At 36.5% G+C, this 21,757-nt stretch carries 30 protein-coding genes and 1 pseudogene; 15 read left to right on the top strand and 16 right to left on the bottom strand.

Translation table 11 applies throughout. The features are described from left to right. Positions 1–10: 10 nt before the first annotated feature. Together QH639_RS12275 and QH639_RS12270 are read right to left on the bottom strand one after the other, a co-directional pair. Complete coding sequence (locus QH639_RS12275; RefSeq protein ID WP_281116197.1) at positions 11–229, bottom strand: hypothetical protein; 219 nt, start codon at positions 227–229, stop codon at positions 11–13. A gap of 92 nt (positions 230–321) precedes the next feature. After that, positions 322–1,194: a DMT family transporter gene (locus tag QH639_RS12270; protein ID WP_131519980.1), complete on the bottom strand. Its 873-nt coding sequence runs from the start codon at positions 1,192–1,194 to the stop codon at positions 322–324. A gap of 213 nt (positions 1,195–1,407) precedes the next feature. Between QH639_RS12270 and QH639_RS12265 the strand changes: the two genes are divergently transcribed. Next, on the top strand, positions 1,408–1,824 hold the full coding sequence (locus QH639_RS12265) for a GNAT family N-acetyltransferase (protein WP_281116124.1): 417 nt from the start codon (positions 1,408–1,410) through the stop codon (positions 1,822–1,824). Here the strand turns inward: QH639_RS12265 and QH639_RS12260 are convergent. The 3 genes from QH639_RS12260 to QH639_RS12250 form a co-directional block, all read right to left on the bottom strand. Next, the gene (locus QH639_RS12260) at positions 1,757–2,317 is read right to left on the bottom strand and encodes a hypothetical protein (protein WP_281116123.1); all 561 of its coding nucleotides are present in this window, start codon (positions 2,315–2,317) and stop codon (positions 1,757–1,759) included. The genes QH639_RS12265 and QH639_RS12260 overlap by 68 nt on opposite strands. Before the next feature lie 51 nt (positions 2,318–2,368). Next, positions 2,369–2,818, bottom strand: coding sequence for a DinB family protein (locus QH639_RS12255; protein WP_281116122.1), 450 nt, complete (start codon positions 2,816–2,818; stop codon positions 2,369–2,371). Between the two features lie 127 nt (positions 2,819–2,945). Further along, entirely contained in the window at positions 2,946–3,491 is a 546-nt protein-coding gene (locus QH639_RS12250; RefSeq protein WP_131519983.1) for a DUF7010 family protein, read from the bottom strand. A gap of 364 nt (positions 3,492–3,855) precedes the next feature. Here QH639_RS12250 and QH639_RS12245 point away from each other — a divergent pair, with 364 nt between their 5' ends. The 4 genes from QH639_RS12245 to QH639_RS12230 all read left to right on the top strand — a co-directional run bounded on the left by QH639_RS12245 (position 3,856) and on the right by QH639_RS12230 (position 6,840). Continuing rightward, a complete protein-coding gene (locus tag QH639_RS12245) occupies positions 3,856–4,422 on the top strand; it encodes a TetR/AcrR family transcriptional regulator (protein ID WP_048393822.1) in 567 nt (188 codons plus the stop codon). 126 nt (positions 4,423–4,548) lie between these two features. Then, positions 4,549–5,673, top strand: coding sequence for an ABC transporter permease (locus tag QH639_RS12240; RefSeq protein ID WP_281116121.1), 1,125 nt, complete (start codon positions 4,549–4,551; stop codon positions 5,671–5,673). Further along, a complete protein-coding gene (locus tag QH639_RS12235) occupies positions 5,674–6,351 on the top strand; it encodes an ABC transporter ATP-binding protein (RefSeq protein WP_281116120.1) in 678 nt (225 codons plus the stop codon). A 150-nt stretch (positions 6,352–6,501) separates the two neighbouring features. Continuing rightward, positions 6,502–6,840 (top strand): hypothetical protein, encoded by a 339-nt coding sequence (locus tag QH639_RS12230; protein WP_281116119.1) that lies wholly within the window; start codon positions 6,502–6,504, stop codon positions 6,838–6,840. A 16-nt stretch (positions 6,841–6,856) separates the two neighbouring features. On the opposite strand, the gene QH639_RS12225 is transcribed toward QH639_RS12230, so the two are convergent. Both QH639_RS12225 and QH639_RS12220 read right to left on the bottom strand, forming a co-directional pair. Further along, a complete protein-coding gene (locus tag QH639_RS12225) occupies positions 6,857–8,041 on the bottom strand; it encodes an MFS transporter (RefSeq protein WP_281116118.1) in 1,185 nt (394 codons plus the stop codon). Positions 8,042–8,058: 17 nt separating this feature from the next. Then, a complete protein-coding gene (locus QH639_RS12220) occupies positions 8,059–8,877 on the bottom strand; it encodes a MerR family transcriptional regulator (protein WP_281116117.1) in 819 nt (272 codons plus the stop codon). 239 nt (positions 8,878–9,116) lie between these two features. On the opposite strand from QH639_RS12220, the gene QH639_RS12215 reads away from it, so the two are divergent. Both QH639_RS12215 and QH639_RS12210 read left to right on the top strand, forming a co-directional pair. Beyond that, on the top strand, positions 9,117–9,602 hold the full coding sequence (locus tag QH639_RS12215) for a DUF2975 domain-containing protein (RefSeq protein WP_131519987.1): 486 nt from the start codon (positions 9,117–9,119) through the stop codon (positions 9,600–9,602). Between the two features lie 212 nt (positions 9,603–9,814). Further along, positions 9,815–10,261, top strand: coding sequence for a GNAT family N-acetyltransferase (locus QH639_RS12210; protein WP_259418933.1), 447 nt, complete (start codon positions 9,815–9,817; stop codon positions 10,259–10,261). Between the two features lie 591 nt (positions 10,262–10,852). On the opposite strand, the gene QH639_RS12205 is transcribed toward QH639_RS12210, so the two are convergent. The 5 genes from QH639_RS12205 to QH639_RS12185 all read right to left on the bottom strand — a co-directional run bounded on the left by QH639_RS12205 (position 10,853) and on the right by QH639_RS12185 (position 13,370). Beyond that, the gene (locus QH639_RS12205) at positions 10,853–11,500 is read right to left on the bottom strand and encodes a pentapeptide repeat-containing protein (protein WP_131519989.1); all 648 of its coding nucleotides are present in this window, start codon (positions 11,498–11,500) and stop codon (positions 10,853–10,855) included. 75 nt (positions 11,501–11,575) lie between these two features. After that, positions 11,576–11,863 (bottom strand): hypothetical protein, encoded by a 288-nt coding sequence (locus QH639_RS12200; protein WP_281116115.1) that lies wholly within the window; start codon positions 11,861–11,863, stop codon positions 11,576–11,578. 37 nt (positions 11,864–11,900) lie between these two features. Continuing rightward, positions 11,901–12,518 carry a bile acid:sodium symporter family protein gene (locus QH639_RS12195; protein WP_281116114.1) on the bottom strand — a complete coding sequence of 206 codons (618 nt, stop codon included), beginning with the start codon at positions 12,516–12,518 and terminating at the stop codon, positions 11,901–11,903. 89 nt (positions 12,519–12,607) lie between these two features. Next, the gene (locus tag QH639_RS12190; protein ID WP_054549391.1) at positions 12,608–12,799 is read right to left on the bottom strand and encodes a hypothetical protein; all 192 of its coding nucleotides are present in this window, start codon (positions 12,797–12,799) and stop codon (positions 12,608–12,610) included. Positions 12,800–12,836: 37 nt separating this feature from the next. Next, entirely contained in the window at positions 12,837–13,370 is a 534-nt protein-coding gene (locus QH639_RS12185; RefSeq protein WP_281116113.1) for an HXXEE domain-containing protein, read from the bottom strand. A gap of 145 nt (positions 13,371–13,515) precedes the next feature. Between QH639_RS12185 and QH639_RS12180 the strand changes: the two genes are divergently transcribed. After that, on the top strand, positions 13,516–13,794 hold the full coding sequence (locus QH639_RS12180; RefSeq protein ID WP_259418931.1) for a hypothetical protein: 279 nt from the start codon (positions 13,516–13,518) through the stop codon (positions 13,792–13,794). A gap of 257 nt (positions 13,795–14,051) precedes the next feature. Then, positions 14,052–15,824: an oleate hydratase gene (locus tag QH639_RS12175; RefSeq protein ID WP_066038265.1), complete on the top strand. Its 1,773-nt coding sequence runs from the start codon at positions 14,052–14,054 to the stop codon at positions 15,822–15,824. Positions 15,825–16,009: 185 nt separating this feature from the next. Here QH639_RS12175 and QH639_RS12170 read toward each other — a convergent pair whose 3' ends face one another. Continuing rightward, positions 16,010–16,471 carry a GNAT family N-acetyltransferase gene (locus QH639_RS12170; RefSeq protein WP_281116112.1) on the bottom strand — a complete coding sequence of 154 codons (462 nt, stop codon included), beginning with the start codon at positions 16,469–16,471 and terminating at the stop codon, positions 16,010–16,012. Positions 16,472–16,548: 77 nt separating this feature from the next. Between QH639_RS12170 and QH639_RS12165 the strand changes: the two genes are divergently transcribed. From QH639_RS12165 to QH639_RS12155, 3 genes and pseudogenes are all read left to right on the top strand, one after another. After that, positions 16,549–16,944: a pyrimidine dimer DNA glycosylase/endonuclease V gene (locus tag QH639_RS12165; RefSeq protein WP_048393800.1), complete on the top strand. Its 396-nt coding sequence runs from the start codon at positions 16,549–16,551 to the stop codon at positions 16,942–16,944. Positions 16,945–16,959: 15 nt separating this feature from the next. After that, positions 16,960–17,583: an HAD family hydrolase gene (locus QH639_RS12160; RefSeq protein ID WP_281116111.1), complete on the top strand. Its 624-nt coding sequence runs from the start codon at positions 16,960–16,962 to the stop codon at positions 17,581–17,583. A 378-nt stretch (positions 17,584–17,961) separates the two neighbouring features. Further along, a pseudogene (locus tag QH639_RS12155) lies at positions 17,962–18,108 on the top strand (ABC transporter permease); the annotation flags it as partial. Positions 18,109–18,210: 102 nt separating this feature from the next. On the opposite strand, the gene QH639_RS12150 reads toward QH639_RS12155, so the two are convergent. Together QH639_RS12150 and QH639_RS12145 are read right to left on the bottom strand one after the other, a co-directional pair. Next, positions 18,211–18,447 (bottom strand): DUF362 domain-containing protein, encoded by a 237-nt coding sequence (locus QH639_RS12150; RefSeq protein ID WP_004228537.1) that lies wholly within the window; start codon positions 18,445–18,447, stop codon positions 18,211–18,213. A gap of 11 nt (positions 18,448–18,458) precedes the next feature. Continuing rightward, positions 18,459–18,968, bottom strand: a complete 510-nt coding sequence (locus QH639_RS12145; protein ID WP_131519998.1) for a YwhD family protein — start codon at positions 18,966–18,968, stop codon at positions 18,459–18,461. A 590-nt stretch (positions 18,969–19,558) separates the two neighbouring features. Here QH639_RS12145 and QH639_RS12140 point away from each other — a divergent pair. The 3 genes from QH639_RS12140 (at position 19,559) to QH639_RS12130 (ending at position 21,157) form a co-directional block, all read left to right on the top strand. Next, on the top strand, positions 19,559–19,909 hold the full coding sequence (locus QH639_RS12140) for a PadR family transcriptional regulator (protein ID WP_048393791.1): 351 nt from the start codon (positions 19,559–19,561) through the stop codon (positions 19,907–19,909). After that, positions 19,896–20,894, top strand: a complete 999-nt coding sequence (locus QH639_RS12135; protein WP_281116110.1) for an HAAS signaling domain-containing protein — start codon at positions 19,896–19,898, stop codon at positions 20,892–20,894. The genes QH639_RS12140 and QH639_RS12135 overlap by 14 nt, the downstream gene beginning before the upstream one ends. 125 nt (positions 20,895–21,019) lie before the next feature. Then, entirely contained in the window at positions 21,020–21,157 is a 138-nt protein-coding gene (locus QH639_RS12130; protein WP_193767304.1) for a hypothetical protein, read from the top strand. A 152-nt stretch (positions 21,158–21,309) separates the two neighbouring features. On the opposite strand, the gene QH639_RS12125 is transcribed toward QH639_RS12130, so the two are convergent. Next, entirely contained in the window at positions 21,310–21,720 is a 411-nt protein-coding gene (locus QH639_RS12125; RefSeq protein WP_131520000.1) for a DUF3888 domain-containing protein, read from the bottom strand. Positions 21,721–21,757 lie beyond the last annotated feature (37 nt).

The following is a 21,757-nucleotide window of genomic DNA, read 5'->3' as shown; positions in this document are numbered from 1 at the left end:
TCTTATTTTCCTATGCTCCTAAAAGAAAAGCAAGATAAAGCACTGCATAAAGGGGAAGGGCAATCGAGAGCAGGATGTACATGCTCCATTCACCAATCGATAATTTTCGTTGCCACCTCGTTAATTTTAGCTGTCGACAATAGACCATACTAGCAAGTAAAAAAATTAATAAAGTAAAATCCTTTAAGTTATCTAAAAAGATGTTCAGAATATCAGCTCCTTTAGGCATTGGCAATATATGTGCCAACAAGACGTTCAATGACCATAAGCTGAGCCAACATAAAAAGTGCGTTTCTATCTAACATAGAAACGCACTTCCATTTATTCATCTCGAAGGACAATAAAAACACCACTAAAAATTAATAGGGAGCCTATCCAAAAGGAAAGCCCAATCGTCTCTCCTAATAAGAGCCAGCCTAAAAATGTGCCGACAATTGGTTGAAAGAAGAAAAATAAGCCGCCACTAGACGCATTCATTAGTTGAAGCCCTTTATTCCACAATAAAAAACCACCAGCTGTTGAGATAATGCCTAAGTAAAGCAAGCCTCCTGAAATGGTCGGTTGTAAAACACTTGCCAGATCTAAATTCTTTAGCCTTGGAAGGACAAAAGGGGTCAATAACATCACGGCAATCATAGATGTATAGGTTGTGACAACAATTTGTGAGTAATGGCTTGGTACCTTTTTGACGAATACCGACATCAGTGCCCACGTTAAGGCAGCAAGCAGTAAATAGAGTCCACCTAATTGCTGTGTCACATCGATTTGACCATTGCCTACAACGATCCCGACACCAATCGTGGCAAGAGTGATAGACAAGCATTTTTTCAGCGTAATGCTTTCTTTTAAAATCAAACGGGCGAAGACAACCATAAAAGCAGGGGTTGTAGCAGTAATAATTGCCCCCATCTGCGCGGTGGATAGCATTGTGCCCATTTCCTGTGTCACAATTGAAATCGTGTTCCCAATAAGGCCAACAAGAAAAATGATCAGCCAATCTTTTTTAGCTATTTTCCAGGATTGCCTCATCATGACCCCAATGATCCCAAGTGCAATCACCGCGATCAAATAGCGCATCCAAACAAGCTCTAATGGTGGCACAACCTCCACCACTACTTTAACAACTACATACATGGCACCCCAAATACTCGCAGCAAGCGATAAAAAGATAGCACCGATTATTAGATTTCTCATGTTTTTTTCCTCCGTTTTCATAGATACCTATGCCCTTAACGGAGAAAAAGCGCTTCTACCGTTAAGGAAGAAGAAGTGCTGGTACGTCCTGTTCAAATAATGGAGCAAACATCATAATAATCCCACCATCCTCAAGTCATTTTTTATTAGTATAATAGAATAGACATCGTTTTCATAGGGAGATTTCATGAAAGCAAAAAGAGGGGGATGAAAATGGTAATACTTCAATATGTGATGGAAGAGAAGGATTTGCCAATCATAAAGGAGGTCTATCAATCTGTTGGGTGGATGAAACATGATGAACAGATTATCAAACAAGTTTTCGATGCAAGCACACATCAAGTATTCGCTGTGGTAGATGGAAAAATAGTGGGCTTTGCCAGAGCTTTGTCAGATGGCGTCTTTAATGCCGCCATTTACGATGTGATTGTGCATCAAGCCTATCAAGGCACAGGGATTGCTCGTTTACTTCTGGAGGATATGATCGCACAGTTAAGGGAGGTATCCTGCATTCAGTTAATCGCCACAACAGGGAATGAACCGTTTTATGCAAAAATGGGCTTTAGAAAATTGAAAACGGGTATGGCCATCTATAAAAATCAGCAACTAGCTCAAGAATATCTGGATTAAAGGGAAGGGTCGGAAACCCACCAATGGTTTCCGACCCTACATTTTTAGACTGGATGAAATAGCTGTTAGTGGATACCTGCTTATAGTGCCCTACACTCCACTCATTCAAGTTGATTAAATCCTTAAGGAATTTGGGGACAGGGCAATTCCAATCTACATTTGCTATTGTTAGTGGGAAATTATCCTCAGCCGGATTAGGTGTATGGATATTAACTGAATCCAAACCAGCATCCTCCTCTACAAACTCCATCCATATTTGATAAGGTTTTCCCAATGTCGAGAGCCTTTCTGATAAGCGGTTATATAGGGCTATATGTGCTTTGATGTGCTCTCTTCTTATCTTTAAACCATCATTGCCGTACCCGTAAAAATCAAGGTGAATGTGCCACAAATTAAACCAACCTTCTTCGTCAATGTCTACAATAGATAGCTCTGTGGTTGTTTGTCGCCATAAGTTACGGAAATAACGCCTTTTCCCACGAAATTTTTTCAAATTACTGTTCCTCCATTTAAAAAGCTGTTCCTTTCATTACGTTGCCTTTTATTAAAATAAAGGCTTTGGCAATCCACTAAGATGCGCGATAACAGAGATTTGCCCAACATGGTAAGCTTCATGTGAGTAAACATGATGAAACAACCAGTTACGTGTAGGGACGGAAGGTGGCGTCCAACCATCGGAAAACTTCGGCACCTCGACTATTTCATTGAGCTGCGATTCGTCTAATGTATGTAGAATGTCATCTGTATAATTTCTAATTTGAATATAGCTATCTAGTATTTCCTTAGGCGAACAATCATCGTGAAGGTTTAATATACAAGGATTTTTAAGTCCAATTTCATTCACCCAATAGTCTTCGCTACTTGATAAATGAGAAATAATCCATGCTACATTATTTGGATAAAAATCAGATGTCTTAAACCAAAACGCCTCATCAAGTGTCCTTAGGTAAGGTATTAACGTTTTCCTTAGATCATTACGATATGGAAATAGCACATCTATACATCCTTTCTTTTATTAATAGGTTTATTGTAAAGGAGCAAGCACAGGATAGGAAATGAATCCTTTTTTCTCAGATTAAAAGAGGTCTGGAATATTAAAAAAATCACCTAGAGGAAGGTGATTAGATCGGATTGATTTTAAGTTCTCTTAGAATTAAAAGAACGCCCACTCCATACACGATAGAAATGGCTAAAGGTACAAGTGTGAAGGCTTGATCAACAAAGAAGCCACCTAAAATCAGGGCAGAAAAGCAGACGCCTAGAGTCACAAATAAATAAGCCTTACTTTTATAAATCCATATGTATGGCAGAAAATGAGAGCCTGCAAGTAAACCAATTGTAAAGGGAAGATATTCAGGTATGTTCATATACACAATGATAAATACAGGTATGTAAAAAGCTTGAGGAGCGGCAACGATTCCTCCTAACGTCCCTAAAGGATTGCCAGTAGCGTTTAAATTAATCCCAAGAATTTTACTAATGCCTAAACCAATAGGGAAAATGGCACCTAAGCCAAATATCCAACTTAAACGAACCGCTTCGATTGGCAAAACTAAGGGCATTAGAGTAAAAAGTAAAAAGACAACCGCACCAGAAAGTAAAATGGGAAATCCCTTTTTTACTTCAACAATCATTTCCTTTTGTAAATCTTCCAGTGTTTTATCCATCAACGCACCATCCTTCATGAAATAAATAGAATATAACCTATAATATACCAGTATATTTCTATTTTTACCACAGATGATTTGAAATGGAGTTTTTTGTAAAGTTTGAAGGTGATCGAATCCTATGTCCCCCGAAAAATTATGAAGACAAAGATAATTATTAAAATTGTTGAAAACACTTGTAAAGAGAAACGAACATTAGCAATCATTCCTTTCAACTTTCTTACATTTTAAATACCTATGGAGATTTGACAATATTGATTTTGGGGTTACAAAAACGCCATCTTCTCAAACATCAAACATGGCTAAAGGTTACTCGCTTTTTTTTTGTCTCAATGTTAGCATTGTAGAATATTGGAGGTATCATATGGGACGAGATAAAAAATTTTCTGAACAAGACCTTTGGCATCATACGCATCAGCTTTTGCTATCTGTTGGATATCAAGGGTTTACAATGAGCTTGCTTGCACAAAGTATCGGCGTATCAAGGGCCGCAATTTATAAACAATATCCAAATAAAGAAGAACTTATTATTCAATTTATGGTTTGGCAAATGGAAAAAAGCATCGAGAACCTTTCAAATGTTAATTTTTCGCAATCATTTGAACAACAGCTTGAGGACTTACTTGTTCGTATGTTTGATATGCGCGACCTACATCAAATTTTAGGATTCGCCTCACAAATTAATGACGTATCGCTGGTTGTGAAGCAAAAAAAGGAAGTATTAAATAACATGCATGGTGGACTTTACATACCACTTCAACAAGTAATTAAACAGGGGAAGGAAGAGGGGATAATTGCAGAAGATCGTAACAACTTTATTTTACTTAGCTTCATTTTTCAATTGATTGACATGCCAAACCATCTCAATATGCCTATAGAAAGCTTTTTAAAGGAGATCAAATTGCTTATTTTACATGGTATTTCAAAATAAGTAACAAGTATGTCACTTATTTTAGTTACACAGGTGTAACTTTTGTGTATAATGAAAAAGAATTCATATTTAGCAGGATTCAATCTTTGCTCATATGAATTCTATTTCTAATATGGAGGCTACATCATGTTTTTAGCACTAAAAGAATTAAAATATGCGAAGTTCCGCTATGTAATGATGACCACAATTATCATTTTAATCGCATGGCTCGTGTTCATTTTATCAGGACTTGGCAACGGTTTAGCGACTTTGAGTGCCGCTACACTGAAAAATATCGACGCAGAATACGTTGTCTATGAAGAAACAGCAGGGGCTACATTCGCAAAATCGATCCTGTCAGAAAATCTGCAAGATGATTTAGAAAAACAAAAAAATGTAGATAAAGTCGCTGCGTTTGGCGCTTCTACAATAGCAGTCGGCAAAACAAAGTCAAAAGATGCTGATTCGAAGGAAGATGTCGCATTTTTAGGCGTTGAGCCAGACGCATTTTTTATGCCAGAGGTAATCGAGGGTGAAAAATTATCATACGACAACAAAAAAGGTGTTGTTATTAACGATACGTTAAAAGAAGCAGGCTACAAGATTGGTGATATTTTACTAGTAGCAAACTCTGACATGAAATTAGAAGTGGTAGGTTATGTAAAAGGAGAAACCTATAATCACTTACCTGCTATTTTCACAGTACTGGAAAACTGGCGTGATTTTCAATATGCAGCTCCTGGCTCTGACAATGATACGGACAAGGCTGTACAAGCTTTCTTCCTAAAGGCTCCAAACTTAGAAGATCCATCTACTATCGATAAAGCCGTAAAAGATGTTGAAACGGTTACAAAGAAAACAGCAATCAACGGTATGCCTGGTTATAAAGAAGAAAACGGCACTATTATGATGATGCTTGCTTTTTGTATCGTTATCTCTGCATTCATTATTGCTGTATTCTTCTACGTCATTACAATGCAAAAGACACAACAATTTGGTGTCATGAAAGCAATTGGCGCTAGCAATGGTTTCATCGGTAAAGCAATTGTTGCACAAGTAGCGATTCTATCAGTATTAGGTATCGTTATTGGTATCGTCTTCACATACTTAACGGCTAAAATTTTACTAGAGGGTATGCCATTTGACTTAGAACCGACCTTAATCATTACCTATGCGATTGTTTTATTAATTATTGCATTATTAAGTTCAATTGTTTCTGTACGTCAAATCGTTAAAATCGATCCATTAACAGCATTAGGGAGAGTGGAATAAATGGCGCTATTATCATTACAAAATGTTTCTAAAAGCTATAAAGAAGGCGCTAGCACTGTCCAAGCATTAAAGCAAGCAACACTTGAAGTAGAAGCTGGGGAGCTAGTAGCCATTATCGGTCCATCAGGTTCGGGTAAAAGTACACTACTTTCAATTGCAGGCGCTCTATTACAGATGTCAGAGGGTACTCTAGAAATTAACGGCAGGAATATTGTTCATCTTTCAGCAAAACAATTAGCAAGTTTCCGTTTAAAAGAGCTTGGTTTCATTTTACAAACATCTAACTTAGTACCTTACTTAAATGTACTTGATCAATTACTACTGGTGAAAAAAATGGGTGGTAAAGTGACAAAAGATGATAAAGAGTTTGCAAAGCAACTACTTACAGAGCTTGGCTTAAGTGATAAATGTAAAAAAATGCCGAATGAATTATCAGGTGGTGAGCGTCAACGTGTTGCGATTGCACGCGCATTCATGAATAACTCAAAAGTGATTTTAGCCGATGAACCAACTGCTAGCCTTGACTCTAAACGGGCACTTGAAGTCGTAAAGCTTCTTGCCAAAGAAGCAAAAGAACGTAATAAAGCTGCCATAATGGTAACCCATGATGAACGAATGCTACAGTTCTGTGACCATGTATATCGTATGGAAGATGGCGTGCTCACGCAACAATCTTAATCAATACAAAATAGAGGCTGGTATTTAGCTTTCATCAAAAAGGATTCGTGCTTTTGTGTCAGTAAAAGTGCGAGTCCTTTTCGTTATAGAAAGGAATATTAAATGATTTTTATTGTTAAAACGATCAACCTAAGCTAGGAAAAACATTTGATGATTATGCACGTTTATCAAGCCTCTTCAAAAACTACTACGCAGGTCTTTGGGATGGAACCCTACAATAATCTGTATGCTTTAAAGCCTGTTTTTGATGCCATAACGGAGTATGCTAGGCTGCATAATAAAGGCGGATTTCATGCGTTTATCCCTGATACAAAGGAAGGAATAGCAGAGAGCCGAAACTTTTGCTCACTCTATGGCATTGATGTGGAAGCTGCCACAGGTTTATCCAATGGGGCTTTTACCTGTTATTTTTTAAATATAAATGTTTTTAATCAAGAGTACATATTTAGAAAAGCTACCTTTATATTGAATATGCCATTTTCAATATAAAGGTAGGATAAAAAAATTAATATTTGACTTTAGTGATAATAGGGGTTTCAACTCTACTATTCAATTTTTGGAATAGCCAGATAGCAAGGAATAAAGCCATGCTTACAGTACCAAAACCGACCCAATTCAAATTTAGGACAGAGGTATGACTGATGACAAACCCGCCTAATGCAGACCCCAGTGCAAAACCGAATTGGATAAAGGAGGTATTTATGCTGAGGGCAATGTCTGGATTTCGAGGTACTAGTGTAACAAGAAGGAGCTGCTGGGCAGGAGAAATACTCCAAGTTGCTACCATAAAAATCATTAAAATCAAGATCAATACAAAGAGATTGATACCAGCTAGTGCGAATAAGAGGAGCGTTACTGCTTGTAACAGCAAGCCAAAACAAATGGTAAAACGCGAACCCTTTGCATCAGCCAATTGCCCGCCCACTCTTGAGCCAAGAAAGCTACAGATGCCAGCTAAAAATAGAATGCCACTAATTTCGGTCATAGAAAGAGGGGATGTGGCTTGTAAGAAAGGCGTAATATAAGTAAATAGGGTAGCGTAGCCACCGACATAAAATAAAGTAATCGCCAGGGCAGTTAGAATTTTTGAATCTTTTAAAATCGAAAGCTGCGACCTGAGTGTAACAGCTTCTTCCTCTTTGATAACTGGAATTTTTTTATAGATGATAAGCAGTGGAAGAATAGTTAATAAACCGATCAGCATAAATAAAACTCTCCATCCAACTATTTCGCTAAAAAATGTGCCAATTGGAACACCCAGCACGAGCGAACTACTTAGTCCCATCAAAATGATGCCGATAGCACGGCCTCTTCGTTCTTTTTCAACTAATCGAGTAGCTACTGCCATGGCTACCACTGTAGCAATTCCTCCGCTAACCCCTTGAATAATTCGTATCCCTAGTGCGTACTCAAAAGAAGAGCTGATAAACATGAATCCGTTACTAATAATGAACACACTAACGTTAGCCATAAGCAACTTTTTGCGATCCACATTGATCGTGAGCGCAATGAGAATTGGAGCGAAAATAGCTGCTGCTAGGGCAAATAAAGTCACTAATAACCCAGCTTCTGAAATCGTTACTCCAAAGTCGACGGCAATCATTTCAATAACGCCTGTAATAATGTACTCAACGGTTCCGATTAGAAAAACAATGAGTGATAAAACATAGATAATCAGCTTATTTTTCAACTCAATTCACGCTTCCTTCAGCTATTTATAATAGGTATTTGTATCTCCATTAATTGGACGTTTTGGGTTGTAGATAATGGTAAATAGATTTCTCTACCTGGTTCGTTTTCCTTGACTTGATAGTTATTTTCTACAATCCAGTTAGCTAAATCAACACAGGCTGTACAAGCAAAGTTAGAATCTGAACGAAAGGTCATTGTGGCCATCATTGGCTCAGAAGGAAGAGTCCGTAGTTGAAATGTTTCAGGGAATGATGAAAGCTCCTTGGTTAAAAAATAGCCGACTTCAAATTCAAACTCGTCTTCTTTCTCCTCTATTTCTTTCCATAAAACAACCTGAGGACTTTGAGCTAATTGGCGCATTTCCTTTGTGAGTAATTGATTAAATGTACGAAACAGATCTGGAATATCTTCTTCTCTCCCGCGTGCTTTCAAAGAAAGGAATTGCTGAGCATCCACTGCCTTGATGCGGATTTCTTGATCTGATTCCACCTGACCCTCTCGTTCTAAAAGTTGCATACGTTCTTCAATTCGTGCAAGCTTGGCCTGTTCCGTCTGGATAATATGTTGAATCTCACTTTTTTTCAGCTTAAACATCCCTTGTATATCTTTTAACGAAATATCTTCGTGGAGCAAACGTATAATTTGTGGCAAGGTAAACCCCAATTCCTTATAGAGAAAGATCCGATTGAGCTCTAGTAGCTGGTCTGCTGAATAGTATCGGTAGCAAGTATCAAGGTCCACCTTTCTCGGCTTTAATATGCCAATCTGATCATAATAGCGCAATGTTTTCAAGGATACTTTGCTTAGCCTAGAAAATTCACTGATTTTAAACAAAATATCACCTCCAATCTAATAACTTAATGCAAGTATACAGTTTCCTGTGCAGGGGAAAGTCAAATGCTTTTTAAATAACCTTACTACAATCTAATGTAGTAAGGCGCTTGTGAATATTTCAATGAATGTTAAATATATAAATAACAATAATAATATAATTAAAAACAACTATTATTTATTGTTAATCAATAAATTTCGTGTTAAATTTATAGTGTCATTAAATAAGTGAGGTGCTTTCAATGAATGTTAAACCAGGTTTAACATCTTTTTTAAAGGTAATAATTCTTCTGGCTGGGATGGCCATTCTTGCCCTATGTATATTTTTTGTACCTCCTATGGCTCATTTCGCATCGAGTTTGTATCCGAATTTTTACCCAATGAATTATCTCATTTTCATTGTGATGTATGGATCGGCTGTACCTTTTTACATTGCTCTCTATCAGGCTTTTAATCTTTTACGGTACATTGAAGCGAATACAGCTTTCTCGGAATTATCTGTAAAAGCATTAAAGTACATAAAGTGGTGTGCGATAATAATCAGTGGCTTGCATGTCTTAGCTTCACCCCTTTTTCATTTTATAACAAACAAAATGGATCCTCCTTTTGGAATAGTGGGACTCCTCATCATTTTTGTTTCACTAGTTATCGCCATTTTTGCGGCTGTCCTCCAGCGGCTTCTACAAGAAGTGACGAATATAAAATTAGAAAATGATTTAACGGTCTGAGATGGATGATATGGTGATATTAGCCAAACGAAAACTGCTCATAGAAGAGATGTAGAACCTATAAGTTAGAATTCGGAATCCTATGGAAGTTTAATAGTGACGCAAGTAAATTTCTAGATAGATATGTAGTTTAATCTTTTAAGGGGGCTGATCCACTTTTATTCTACTTTTGCTATACTTTATGAAATTGAATAGTATAGGAGGCTATAAAAGTGGATTGGAAGATAAAAAAATTTGATGAATTAACCGTAAAAGAACTATATGAGATACTGAAGGTTCGTGCGGAAGTTTTTGTTGTAGAGCAAAAATGTGTCTATCAGGATCTAGATTCAAAAGACGAAAATGCTTATCATTTATTTGGTGAAGACCAAGGAGAGGTAGTTGGGTATTTAAGAATTCTACCCAAAGGAATAGCATATCAAGAAGCAGCAATCGGAAGAGTGTTAACAAAGCAAACCTACAGAAAAAAGGGATTGTCTCTGGAAATGGTTAAAAGAGCAATTGATTACATTCTAGATGATATTGGAGAAGACGCAATCCGCATTTCTGCGCAGGCATATTTGCTAAAATTCTATGAGGGCTTCGGATTTGAAAAGACATCAGATGTTTATTTAGAAGATGGAATAGAACATATAGAAATGCTATATAAAAGGCTGTAATTATCAGACACCTTGCGTTTAAAGAGGAGGATAGCCCTCGAATAGAAGGATAGAATTCAAAAAGTGGAGGATAAAACTGAAAAAGTAGCGGATAGAACGCTCAAAGTGAAGGATAGCCCTCGAATAGCAGGATAGAATTCTAAAAGTGGAGGATAAAACTGAAAAAGTAGCGGATAGAACGCTCAAAGTGGAGGATAGCCCTCGAATAGCAGGATAGATTTCTAAAAGTGGAGGATAAAACTGAAAAAGTAGCGGATAGAACGCTCAAAGAGGAGGATAAAACTGAAAAAGTAGCGGATAGAACGCTCAAAGAGAAGGATAGCCCTCGAATAGCAGGATAGAATTCTAAAAGTGGAGGATAGCCCTCAAATAGCAGGATAGAATTCAAAAAGTGGAGGATAAAACTGAAAAAGTAGCGGATAGAACGTTCAAAGTGAGGGATAGCCCGCAAATTAGGAGGATAGCCCTCAAATAGCAGGATAAAATACTAAAAGATGATAAAATAGCAGATTAACAAATTGTAAAAATTGAGCGCTATCCGAGCATAAGGATAAGCGCTTTATTTTTTTCTTGAACTTTTAAGCCCTTAAACTAGTATTTAACCTTCAACCCTAGTAATGAAGCAAAACCTATGGCTTGTTCAGTAGAGACTTCACACCCATTTAAACTTTCTGGAGTTACTTGAAGTCTTTTAAATTTACATGTACTGATGTCTATTCCTTTTAAGGGAGTTTGAGAGAAATCAACATCATTTAGATCACTTTCCTGAAACGCTACTTTATTAAGTAAACAATCATAAAAATTCGCACCTTGCAGGGAGGTGCTATCAAATAGCACTTGTTTAAAGCGCACTTCGGGGAAATTGCATAAGTTTGCAAGGCAATTTTCAAATGAAACATTGCCGAGGTTTGCTTCAGTTAAATTCAACCCTAATAATTTACAGTTTTTGAAGGCCACTCTATGAATGATGCCTTCACTTAAGTTAGTGTTAGATAAATCACAGTTTTCAAAAATGACGTCCGTTAAATCAATTTTTTGAAAGGTACAATCGATGAATGTGACATTTTTAAAGATAACATTAGAGACGATTAATCGTTCAATATCCTCGTGAGCAATGACCGTATCCGTAATCTTGCAATTTGTTAAATAGGGTTCCTCCTCATAAAAAATATCCTGAAAATTTGCTTTGTCAAGATTCGGGGATATTTTTGGTGATATAAGTTGGAAATTGTATGACATATTAGCACACCCTTCAAATATAAATAAAAGCTTCTCCTATTTAGTATAAGTGTAAACCTAAAATAAGAACACCGTCTATACGGTGCTCTTATCTGGTTTATACAAAGGATTCACCATCTTACTAAAAACGGAGGCTAGCACCTGTTGAAACAGCATACCGAACACAACAGGCATGGCGACTTTACCTGGAAAGTACGTTGTGGCCACGATGACACCGACAGCAATATTTCTCATGCCACCCGTAAAAACAAAGGTTGCCATTTGTGGACCGTCTTTTAACAGATATCGACCAATGAGGTAAGCAAATAGATAGCCTGATACTGCAAGGAAGAACACTAAAAGCACCACGAAGAAGAGATGCATGTTGATATCCTTTAAGTAGGGAGCAATGGCACTGCTATTAATCAGTATGACAGCAAAGCTTTGAAAAAGGAGCAAGTTTTTTACCGATTTTTTGAGGGATGGCTCCTTTCGAAAGTTCATTCACTAAGATACCTAAAATCGTGGGTAAGACAATCATCCATAGTAAATTCAGAATCAGGGATGCCACATCCAACTCAATTTTTTCACCCGAAACGATATAGAGGATGAAGGGGAGGATGATGGGTGAAAGGAGCGTATCAATTAAAATAATTGATAAGCCTAACGGTAAGTTCCCTTTGCAAATATTGATCCAAATAACACTCGTTACACCTGTTGGAAGTGCAACTGCTAAGACAAAACCAACAGTCAACAAATGGTCATCAAACAAAACAGTGGATAAGAAATAAGCCCATAAAGGCATCAAGAGATGAAGAAAAAGAATGGAGAATAAAATAAGAACTGGATGCTTCATGAAAATTTTTACATCTTTAAATTTCATATGTAAGCTTCCTGAGAATGTCATGAAGGCAAATAGCCAGGAGACGAGGAATAATAAATGATGTCCAATACTTTCTAAGAATACACCTACAATTAAACTTAATGGTGTCAGGATCGCAATGTATTTTTGGAGAAATACATTTAGTTTTTCTAACATACAAAGACCTTCTTTTTTTATCTGATTTTATCACTTTTATTATAATCGTAGGTAAATTTACCGCAAAAAAAGCAGAAGATTTACTCCTGCTAAGAATTTACATGTTTTTTATTGGTTTCTTTAGTGAACGGCATCCATACAATGCCTACAATCAATAAAATATTACCTGTCCACCTAACCCATAAATAATAAGGCTGGTCTTTTAAAAAGTACAACGAAGCTAGGATAATAACCATCCCAATACCAATCATTAATTTTAAATAAATCGGAGTTTTTGCCATTCTCCTGCCTCCTTTCTATCTTTTCATGAATATATATCTATATCACTCTTTTACCTATCCAATGCGCAGTAAAGACAATGGGGAAAAATAGTATGCCAAAAGGCAGGCTTATCAAAACGATATGCCAAGTAAGGATGCCACTAGTAAACAAAGATTTAAATAAAATAATGCTATAGGGAATAATGATGATGGCTGATGTTATAGCTCCTGGTGTAACAGAACGAAATAAGAGCGATTGTCCAATATGGGTAAAAGCATGGATAAAGAAAACAAGTGTAACAGCTGTGAAAAAATAGATAGTAAAAGTGACTCCGTTTAGAAAATAGTAGTTAGCCAGAATGGTAGAGAGACTGACAAACAAGAAGATAAATAAGACAGCAACCGCAAATTGTGCGGTGCTCATTGAAAATTGTTTTACCACTTTATCGGCTAATTTTTGGGGTAATCTTTCATACAGCTTATGACGATTATGATGTAACCATTTCTCTACCATAATAATTTCTTCAAAATCGTGAATAATAAATAAAATAGGAAACAACCAAATTAGTGTTTGAACATTCAACCATTCCATATGAATACCTCTCTCCTTATCTCTATGCTTGAAGTGTGACTGAAAATACCATATTTATATAATATATGTTAATAATAACATATTGAAAATAGAAAAAGTGTAAGCAATTATTGAATCTAATTAAAAAGAAATCGGGGATGAAGCTGTGAGTGAAATCGATAAACGTAATAGACTAAACAAGGAACCATTCTCATATCAAACGACAAAAAAGGGGACTGTCGTTATTTATTATGAAGGGAAGCACATTAAAATCGTCAAGGAGAAAGAGGCTGAGCGTCTACTAGCAAAAATTCAGCAGGTGGAGGGGCAGATAAAGGAAATCCAGCTATTGTTAGCTAAAATGACGGGAAATTTTAAACGAGGTAACGAGAAATTGGCTAAACATAAAAAGGGAATGAAGGCTGAAAAAGGTTTATTGAGATAATAATTATGCAAAGCTAATAGTAACATATTGAATTGGTTTTTCCTTTTTAAGGCAGGCGTTAAGGGGGCTATTACGATTATTTACTGTATGGTTCTCTTTAATAAAAATACAAGCACTTGCTTTGTCCAATGAGAAGGGAAGATAAATTAACGCACAATTAGCGGATTTGAATTTTTTGTTAATTATTAGCTCATTTTACCATTTTGTCGATAACCTGTGTTATTCTATATTAGAATAATAAATTAGGAGGCGGTAATATGTATTACAGCAATGGTAACTATGAAGCTTTCGCACGTCCTAAAAAACCTGAGGGAGTCGATAAAAAGTCTGCTTATCTGATTGGCTCGGGACTAGCCTCACTGTCAGCAGCATGTTTTTTAATTCGTGATGGCCAAATGAAAGGTGAGAACATTCATATTCTTGAAGAGTTAGATATTTCAGGAGGAAGTCTAGATGGCATACTTAATCCGACGAGAGGGTTTATTATTCGCGGTGGACGAGAAATGGAAGATCATTTTGAATGCTTATGGGATTTATTCCGTTCCATTCCCTCGTTAGAAGTAGAAAATGCTTCCGTTTTAGATGAATTTTACTGGCTTAATAAAGAGGATCCTAATTATTCAAAATGTCGATTAATGAAGGATAGAGGCCAAAGACTTGAGGATGATGGCAAGTTCACTTTATCAGACAAATCCTCAGAAGAAATGATTAAATTATTCTTTACGCCTGAGGAAAAATTAGAGGACAAAAAAATCACAGATGTTTTCTCAGATGAATTTTTTGAATCGAATTTTTGGCTCTATTGGTCCACGATGTTTGCGTTTGAAAAATGGCATTCTGCGATGGAGATGCGTCGTTATATTATGCGTTTCATTCATCATATTGGCGGATTACCAGATTTATCGGCCTTAAAATTTACAAAGTATAATCAGTATGAATCGCTCGTGCTGCCAATGATTAAATACTTAGAAAGTCATGATGTTGATTTCCAATATAATACGGTTGTAGAAAATGTTTTAGTTGATAAGGTAGGAGACAAAAAAGTAGCTCATACATTGGTGTTAAGAAAAGATGGTGTGAAAAAGAATATTGAACTAACAGAAAATGAGTTAGTGTTTGTGACAAATGGTAGTATTACAGAAAGTACAACATACGGGGATAATAATACGCCAGCCCCTATCAATAAAGATTTAGGTGGCAGCTGGTCCCTGTGGAAAAATATCGCTGCCCAAGGTGAAGAGTTTGGTCGACCAGAAAAGTTCTGCGATAATCTGCCAGAGGAAAGCTGGTTTGTTTCAGCTACCCTTACAACATTAGATGATCGAGTGGCTCCATATATTGAAAAAATCAGTAAAAGGGATCCATACGCTGGTAAGGTTGTAACAGGAGGGATTGTCACAGCTACCGATTCTAATTGGATGCTAAGCTATACATTGAACCGCCAACCTCACTTTAAAAATCAACCAAAGGACCAGTTAGTTGTTTGGATTTATGGCTTACTTTCAAACAAGCCAGGTGATTTTATTAAAAAAAGTATTACAGAATGTACAGGCATTGAGATAGCACAAGAGTGGTTATACCATATGGGTGTACCAGTGGATGAAATTCCAGACATTGCACAAAATTCTTGCAATACGATTCCATGCTATATGCCTTACATCACTTCTTATTTCATGCCAAGAGCAATGGGTGATCGTCCACTTGTTGTGCCAGAAGGATCAGCTAATTTAGCCTTTATTGGCAACTTCAGCGAAACAGCAAAAGATACAGTCTTTACTACGGAATATTCCGTAAGAACGGCGATGGAGGCGGTCTATCAACTATTAACGATTGACCGAGGTGTGCCAGAGGTGTTTGCGTCTGCCTTTGATGTTCGCACATTATTAGCATCAACGGCTCGTTTGCTGGATGGTAAAAAACTAACAGATATTGATGCACCATTTATCTTAAAGCAAATCGGTAAATTGGGTATTCATAAAACAAAGGATACAATCATCTATGATTTACTGAAAGAAAGTAAACTAATATAGTGTTAAAAAGAGACAAAGCAGTTTGAGGGGCTTTGTCTCTTTTTTTATAGCCAGTCTTTTACATAGGCAAGTAAACCGATAAACGCACCTACCCCCATGCCAATAAAGACAGGCACTATGAGGTTGGCTTTCTTGTGTACGGTTTTCATTTCTTCCATTGAAATCCCTTCTTTCTCATCACATACTTAAAATTCTAAGCGCATCGTCTGGTTCGTATCCTTGAACCCGTTTTTTTCATATAAGGATTTAGCGCCTTTATTTTCAGTCAATACATTTAACTCCAGATAGTCCAAGTGACGATAGGCTGCCCATTTTTTCGCTTCATCTAATAAAGCAGACCCAATTCCTTTGTTTTGGTAATGCTTGCCAACAATCACATCCACAATAAAAGCATATTTGTGCTCAACCAAGCAAGTATAGGGTGGGGTCGTCGTTTCTTTAATAAGTAAAAAGCCTACTACTTCGTTCTCCAATGTTGCGATTAAAATATCTGAATCATCCTCAATGATCGTAAACCTGATAAAGTTGGCATCTTGTTTGGCAGGTTTGATATATTTAGGTTGAAGAATCGACATCTCTAAAAAAAGCTCTTGGTATAAACGCTCAATTTGTGGAATTTCATCGAGCGTTGCAGTTTTTATTTCCATACTATCCCTCCGTCAGTTTAGTATCATAGTAAGTAATATTTTACATTAATGGTTGATTAATAGAAAGGAGAAGGCACATGAGGTTATGGCATATAGATTTAATTGCGTATCTACCAAAAGGACAACTACTGTCGCAGTGGAGAGAGCTAAATAGCATATTTGCGAAAGAGGATCAGCATATACTGATTAATTATATATACGAATACCCAAAAGAAGATTTGTATTTGTATACAGAAAAAGTCATGGATGAAATGAAGAAGCGGGGTTATCAAATTCGAACCTACGAAAAAAAGAATAACTACTTTAAGGGTTTGGGCCCAGTAAAGGATAGGAGACCCTTTCAACAGCATCATAATCAGGAATATCTTGAAATATGTTTTTATAATTTAAAGGAGAAATTTATAAGAGGCCAGAAGGATTATGAAGAGGAATTGTATCAGCAATTATGCACATATATAAATAACGTGCTTTAACTAGGAGGGTTATACATGTTAAGAGCGATTATATTTGATGTAGATGGAACGATTTTGGATACGGAGCAAGCGATTTTACAGTCATTGCAAAGAACCTTACGAGAAGAAACAAAACAGGACTATCCCTTTGAGGCATTACGATTTGCTTTAGGCATCCCAGGAAAAGATGCATTGCAGAGGCTTAACGTGGATGACATAGAGGCTGTGCATCAGAAATGGTCTGCGGCTGTGCTTGATTTTTCACATGAAGTGGCTGTTTTCGAAAGTCTAGAGGAAGTTATTCAGCACCTTGCAACAAAGCCACTACAATTAGGGATTGTCACTTCTAAAACAGCGCAAGAGGTAGTGGATGAATTTGAGCCGTTTGGGTTAAGTGAGTATTTCCAGCATATTGTAAGTGCCAGTGATACGGTAAAGCATAAACCACACCCAGAGCCGCTGTTAAAATGTCTGGACGCATTACAGGTAGCACCAGAAGAGGCCATCTATATTGGTGATTCTATCTATGATTTTCAATGCGCAAAGCAGGCAGGCGCCAAATTTGCCCTTGCCCATTGGGGAGCCAAATCCACCATTGGCTTTGAGGAGGCAGATTACGTTTTTTATGAGCCAAAGGATATTTTAGCAATCGTTAAGTAGCATGAAAAATAGAAGATGGTGTCCTAGATTTCACACCATCTTTGCCTATGAGGAAGGTAAATAGTTAAGAAGGTTAAGACAGTCAAATTCCTTAAATCTACACTCACATGAGATAAAATAATCGAGCGTAAGCTTTTTGCTTTTAGATAAGTAATGACCCACACGATACCTGCTATGGATAAATAGATATACAAATGATAGGATTTACTAGCATAAGAACAGGTGGTAATTTAAAAAAGGTCTGCATCAGTAATTTTTCCGAAGGATGAAAAAGTTAATGATACGATTATTCAACACATAGTTAAAGATTTTATAAAGAATGTTTCTAAAGCAGAAAAGGTAACATTGAGTTGCGAGGTAGCCCTTATTACTTTATTGAACAAACAGACTTTATCGATTCAAAGCAAGGTTTTTCTTTTAGTCTCTGTTAGTAATGATATCTGGCCCGCTCTTATGTGGAGCATCGGCATCATGGTCATCGCATATTTTTTCGCCATTAAACAATTTAAACGCCAGTTAGGCTAAATTCGTCATTATTAAATAAGCCATACGAAAAAGTCGATTTCTTATTGTATAGGAAATCGACTTGTTCTCGCTTCTATTCAATCTATATGGATAAAGACCATGCTAATTTCGAAAATGATTTCGTGCTAGAAGGGTTGCTGACTGATATTCAGAAGGCAAATCATCCTCAAAATAAATCGCTTCTACTGGACAAACTAATTCACAAGCTCCACAATCAATGCAAAGATCTGGATCAATTACATATTGGGTATCTGTCATAACAATGCAATTTACTGGACAGACATCCAAACAGACAGCCGCTTTTTCATCCCTGCATAATTCTGTAATTACAAATGCCATTATAAATCCTCCTATACAGACAACTGGTGTTTTAATTCTTCGGGTGAGTGTTTCCAATACGCTTCATTAAATTCAGATAAAAACTGAAAAAGTAGCCTTTTTGAATGACTATCCATATGCTGCAAGTGAAATTTCCCTTTCAGTGCCTTATCTAAAAAATTTACCTGCTCTGGCAAAGATTTATAGCCAAGCTTAATACGACGTTCTTCTTTTGATACCCGTACTTCACTTGCGGTACATCCCGCATAATAGGGGCCATTTTGATTAACCTGAATCGCTACCCAAACTATCCAATAACGATAATAATCGCTACTAGCATGAGCTAGATCAGGTGAAAAACGAACTTTTTTTTCAATTTTACTTCGTCCGTGTAAGGCTTCTAAATCTATAAACACGTGCTCTTTTTCACAATCTATAATAATTGACGTTACATTATTTAGATCAAGGGTACCTACTCCGTAACCTCCATCTCCGTCAGTTGAATCGTTACTTAAAATTGTAAAATGCATTTTCTCCTTCATAGAAGTCACCTCGACACATTTGTATTTCCTTATTAATAAATAGTTAATCGGTCTGAACATACAGTTTTTGCTCATAGCAAAAACGCATAAAAAAAACATCACTGTACGCTACGTTGTACAAGATGTTCTACCTGTTGGTAATTTTTCAAGTACAAATCTAACAAACACATTACGTATAGTTTTATAAATTAAGATACTTGAACGTTTTAGTAGTAATTTTTTTCTATACGTAATGGTTGTCTAGGATTTTTCCTCATACTTTTATCGTTAAAAAGTATAAATACAATATAACGTCTAACATCAATGATTGTCTTCAGACTAATGTCTGAAATGTTATGTATTGGAAATTTAACGATAATACAGTGATTGGACCTTTAATTAGCAGAAGGTTGTTGCTATAAATTTTGCCATTCCGTTTTAATTGGTAGAAACCAAGCAGCTGAAAAGGAACTAAGACTCCTGACTCCTGAAAACAGCTATTTTTTCTATAAAGGAAAAAAATTGCTTGTTGTTGTAACAATAATAGTGTACGATACATAGTATAAGTTATACAGTGTATATCATATAGTAAGTGGAATTGAGGTGAGTGAATGAGTACGTTACTGAATTCATTAATGACAGAACTTAGGAGAGGAACACTGACATTAGCCGTTTTAAGTCAATTACGAACACCGCAGTATGGATATTCACTTGTTCAATTATTGGAAGATTCGGGCATTAACATCGATCAAAGTACCTTATATCCATTGCTTCGCCGTTTAGAAAAACAAGAGTTAGTGACAAGTAGCTGGGAAACCTCTGAGAGTAGACCCCGCAAGTATTATGTCTTAAGTGAATTTGGATTAGACGTCTTTTTGCAATTGAAACGAGAATGGATTAATAATTCAAAAGAACTTTATGAGCTACTAAAAGGAGATGAGGATAAAGATGAATCTGACTGAAATTTATATTCAAGAAGTCACGCGGAGGCTCCCTGAAAAAAATCGTGAGGATATCGCACTTGAGTTACGATCAACCATTGGGGATATGCTGCCTGATGATTACAATGAGCATGATGTAAAGGAAGTGCTGGAAAAGTTAGGGAATCCAGCGGCGTTAGCGAGCGGTTATCGTGATCAACCAATGCATTTAATCGGCCCTCGCTATTTTGATGTATACCTCTCGTTACTAAAAATGATTATTCCCATTGCCGCTGTCATTGCGGTAATCTCAATGATAGCTGAATATTTTATTAGTTTTGGCGGGGAAGAGGCGGTTATGAATGCTGTCCTCAATATGATGGGTGAAGGAATATGGAGAATCATTGAAGTAGGCATACATGTCTTTTTCTGGCTAACGGTCGTATTCGTCATTTTGGAACGTACTGATAAAGGAAAAGAGCAGCATCCATTATCAGCAAGTCTTAAAAAATGGACTCCCGAAGATCTGAAAACCGTCATTTATATTCCTAAGAAAAAGGCAATTACCAAGCTTGAAGTATTTGGCTATTTAATGTGGACGGCCATTTGGGCAACTTTTTATTTTTATGCAAATCATCTTTTAGGTATATATGAAGATGGTGGAGAGGGTCTCGAATTCGTAATGCCAGCTTTAAATCAGGATGTTTTACTTCATTATTGGCCTATTGTGATCGTTGTCATTGCTCTCGAAATTGGCTTAGCTCTCTACAAACTACTGAAAGGGCAATGGACGAAAAAGGTGGCAATCTTTAATACAATTGTGGAGCTTTTCGCAACCGTTGTATTCATTGTGATAGTAAGTAATCCGAATTTTATGAACCAAGAAAGTATCGCGTACATGAGTAATTTATTTACCACCTCTACTAAGCAATTTGAAATATGGCTAATTGGCGGCATAATCATTATATTTGTTGTATCTGCGGCAATCAGTATATTCGACGGCTTCCGCAAGGCTCGAATCCGTTAATTCATCGTTGTTTATCAACCATGGATACTTTACTTAAAGATGGCCTCCGTATTGAGCCATCTTTTTCTTTTGAAATCTATGTAGGATGAAGTGAAATTACATAAATAAACAGTGGGGGAATTAAAATGGATTTACTAATTGGAATAGCAATTGTACTAATTGTGTTTTTCTCTTCAAGCATAATAGAGAGAAAGTTAAAATCGATTGAAAGGCAAAACAATCGCATAATAGAAATACTAGAAGAAATAAGAGATGGAAAATAAATAGATCGTCTAGGAACAGCGAAATTTAGTATTACGATGAAATACCCCATCAAAGTAAGACAAGCTTTGATGGGGTGCTTTTATGATTCACAGATAAAAAAATCGCATGACATTCAATAAAGGGACAAGCCTATGATTTTAATGGGAAGGTATTATTCAGGCGGATATTTATACGTTTTGAGATGTGTGTGATGAATCAATTTAACATCAGGTCCTGAAGAAATTTCATAGGTCATTCGATCCTTTCCAATAGGAATCCATTGTCCGCCATCCGTAGGTTCAATTTCAAATGTAATTTGCATTTGAAAGCCTCGGAAATGATTTCTTTTTGTATCAATTACTTCAATTTTCCAAGGCGTAATATGAGGGGAAACATCCTTTCTAATCTTTGAATAATAATTGGTCAAATCTTCGTCAATATAAGGAGTAAGCAAAAGCATGAGCATATCCTGCAATCTCAGCTCGTTAGAATCCTGTGTTAGTTCAGCTGTTGAAGCGGGTATGGTTTGAAATGAAGTAATTAGTACAAGGGAGAATATAAAAAACAGTAAAATCTTTTTCATTTTCTTCCAAACACCTCTTTGTGATCTTTCCCTAATG

It is taken from the genome of Lysinibacillus sp. 1 U-2021, assembly GCF_029916965.1.
Taxonomy (GTDB): domain Bacteria; phylum Bacillota; class Bacilli; order Bacillales_A; family Planococcaceae; genus Lysinibacillus; species Lysinibacillus capsici.
Note: the sequence above shows the minus strand (reverse complement) of the source record. Positions and strands in the feature narration are given on the sequence as shown.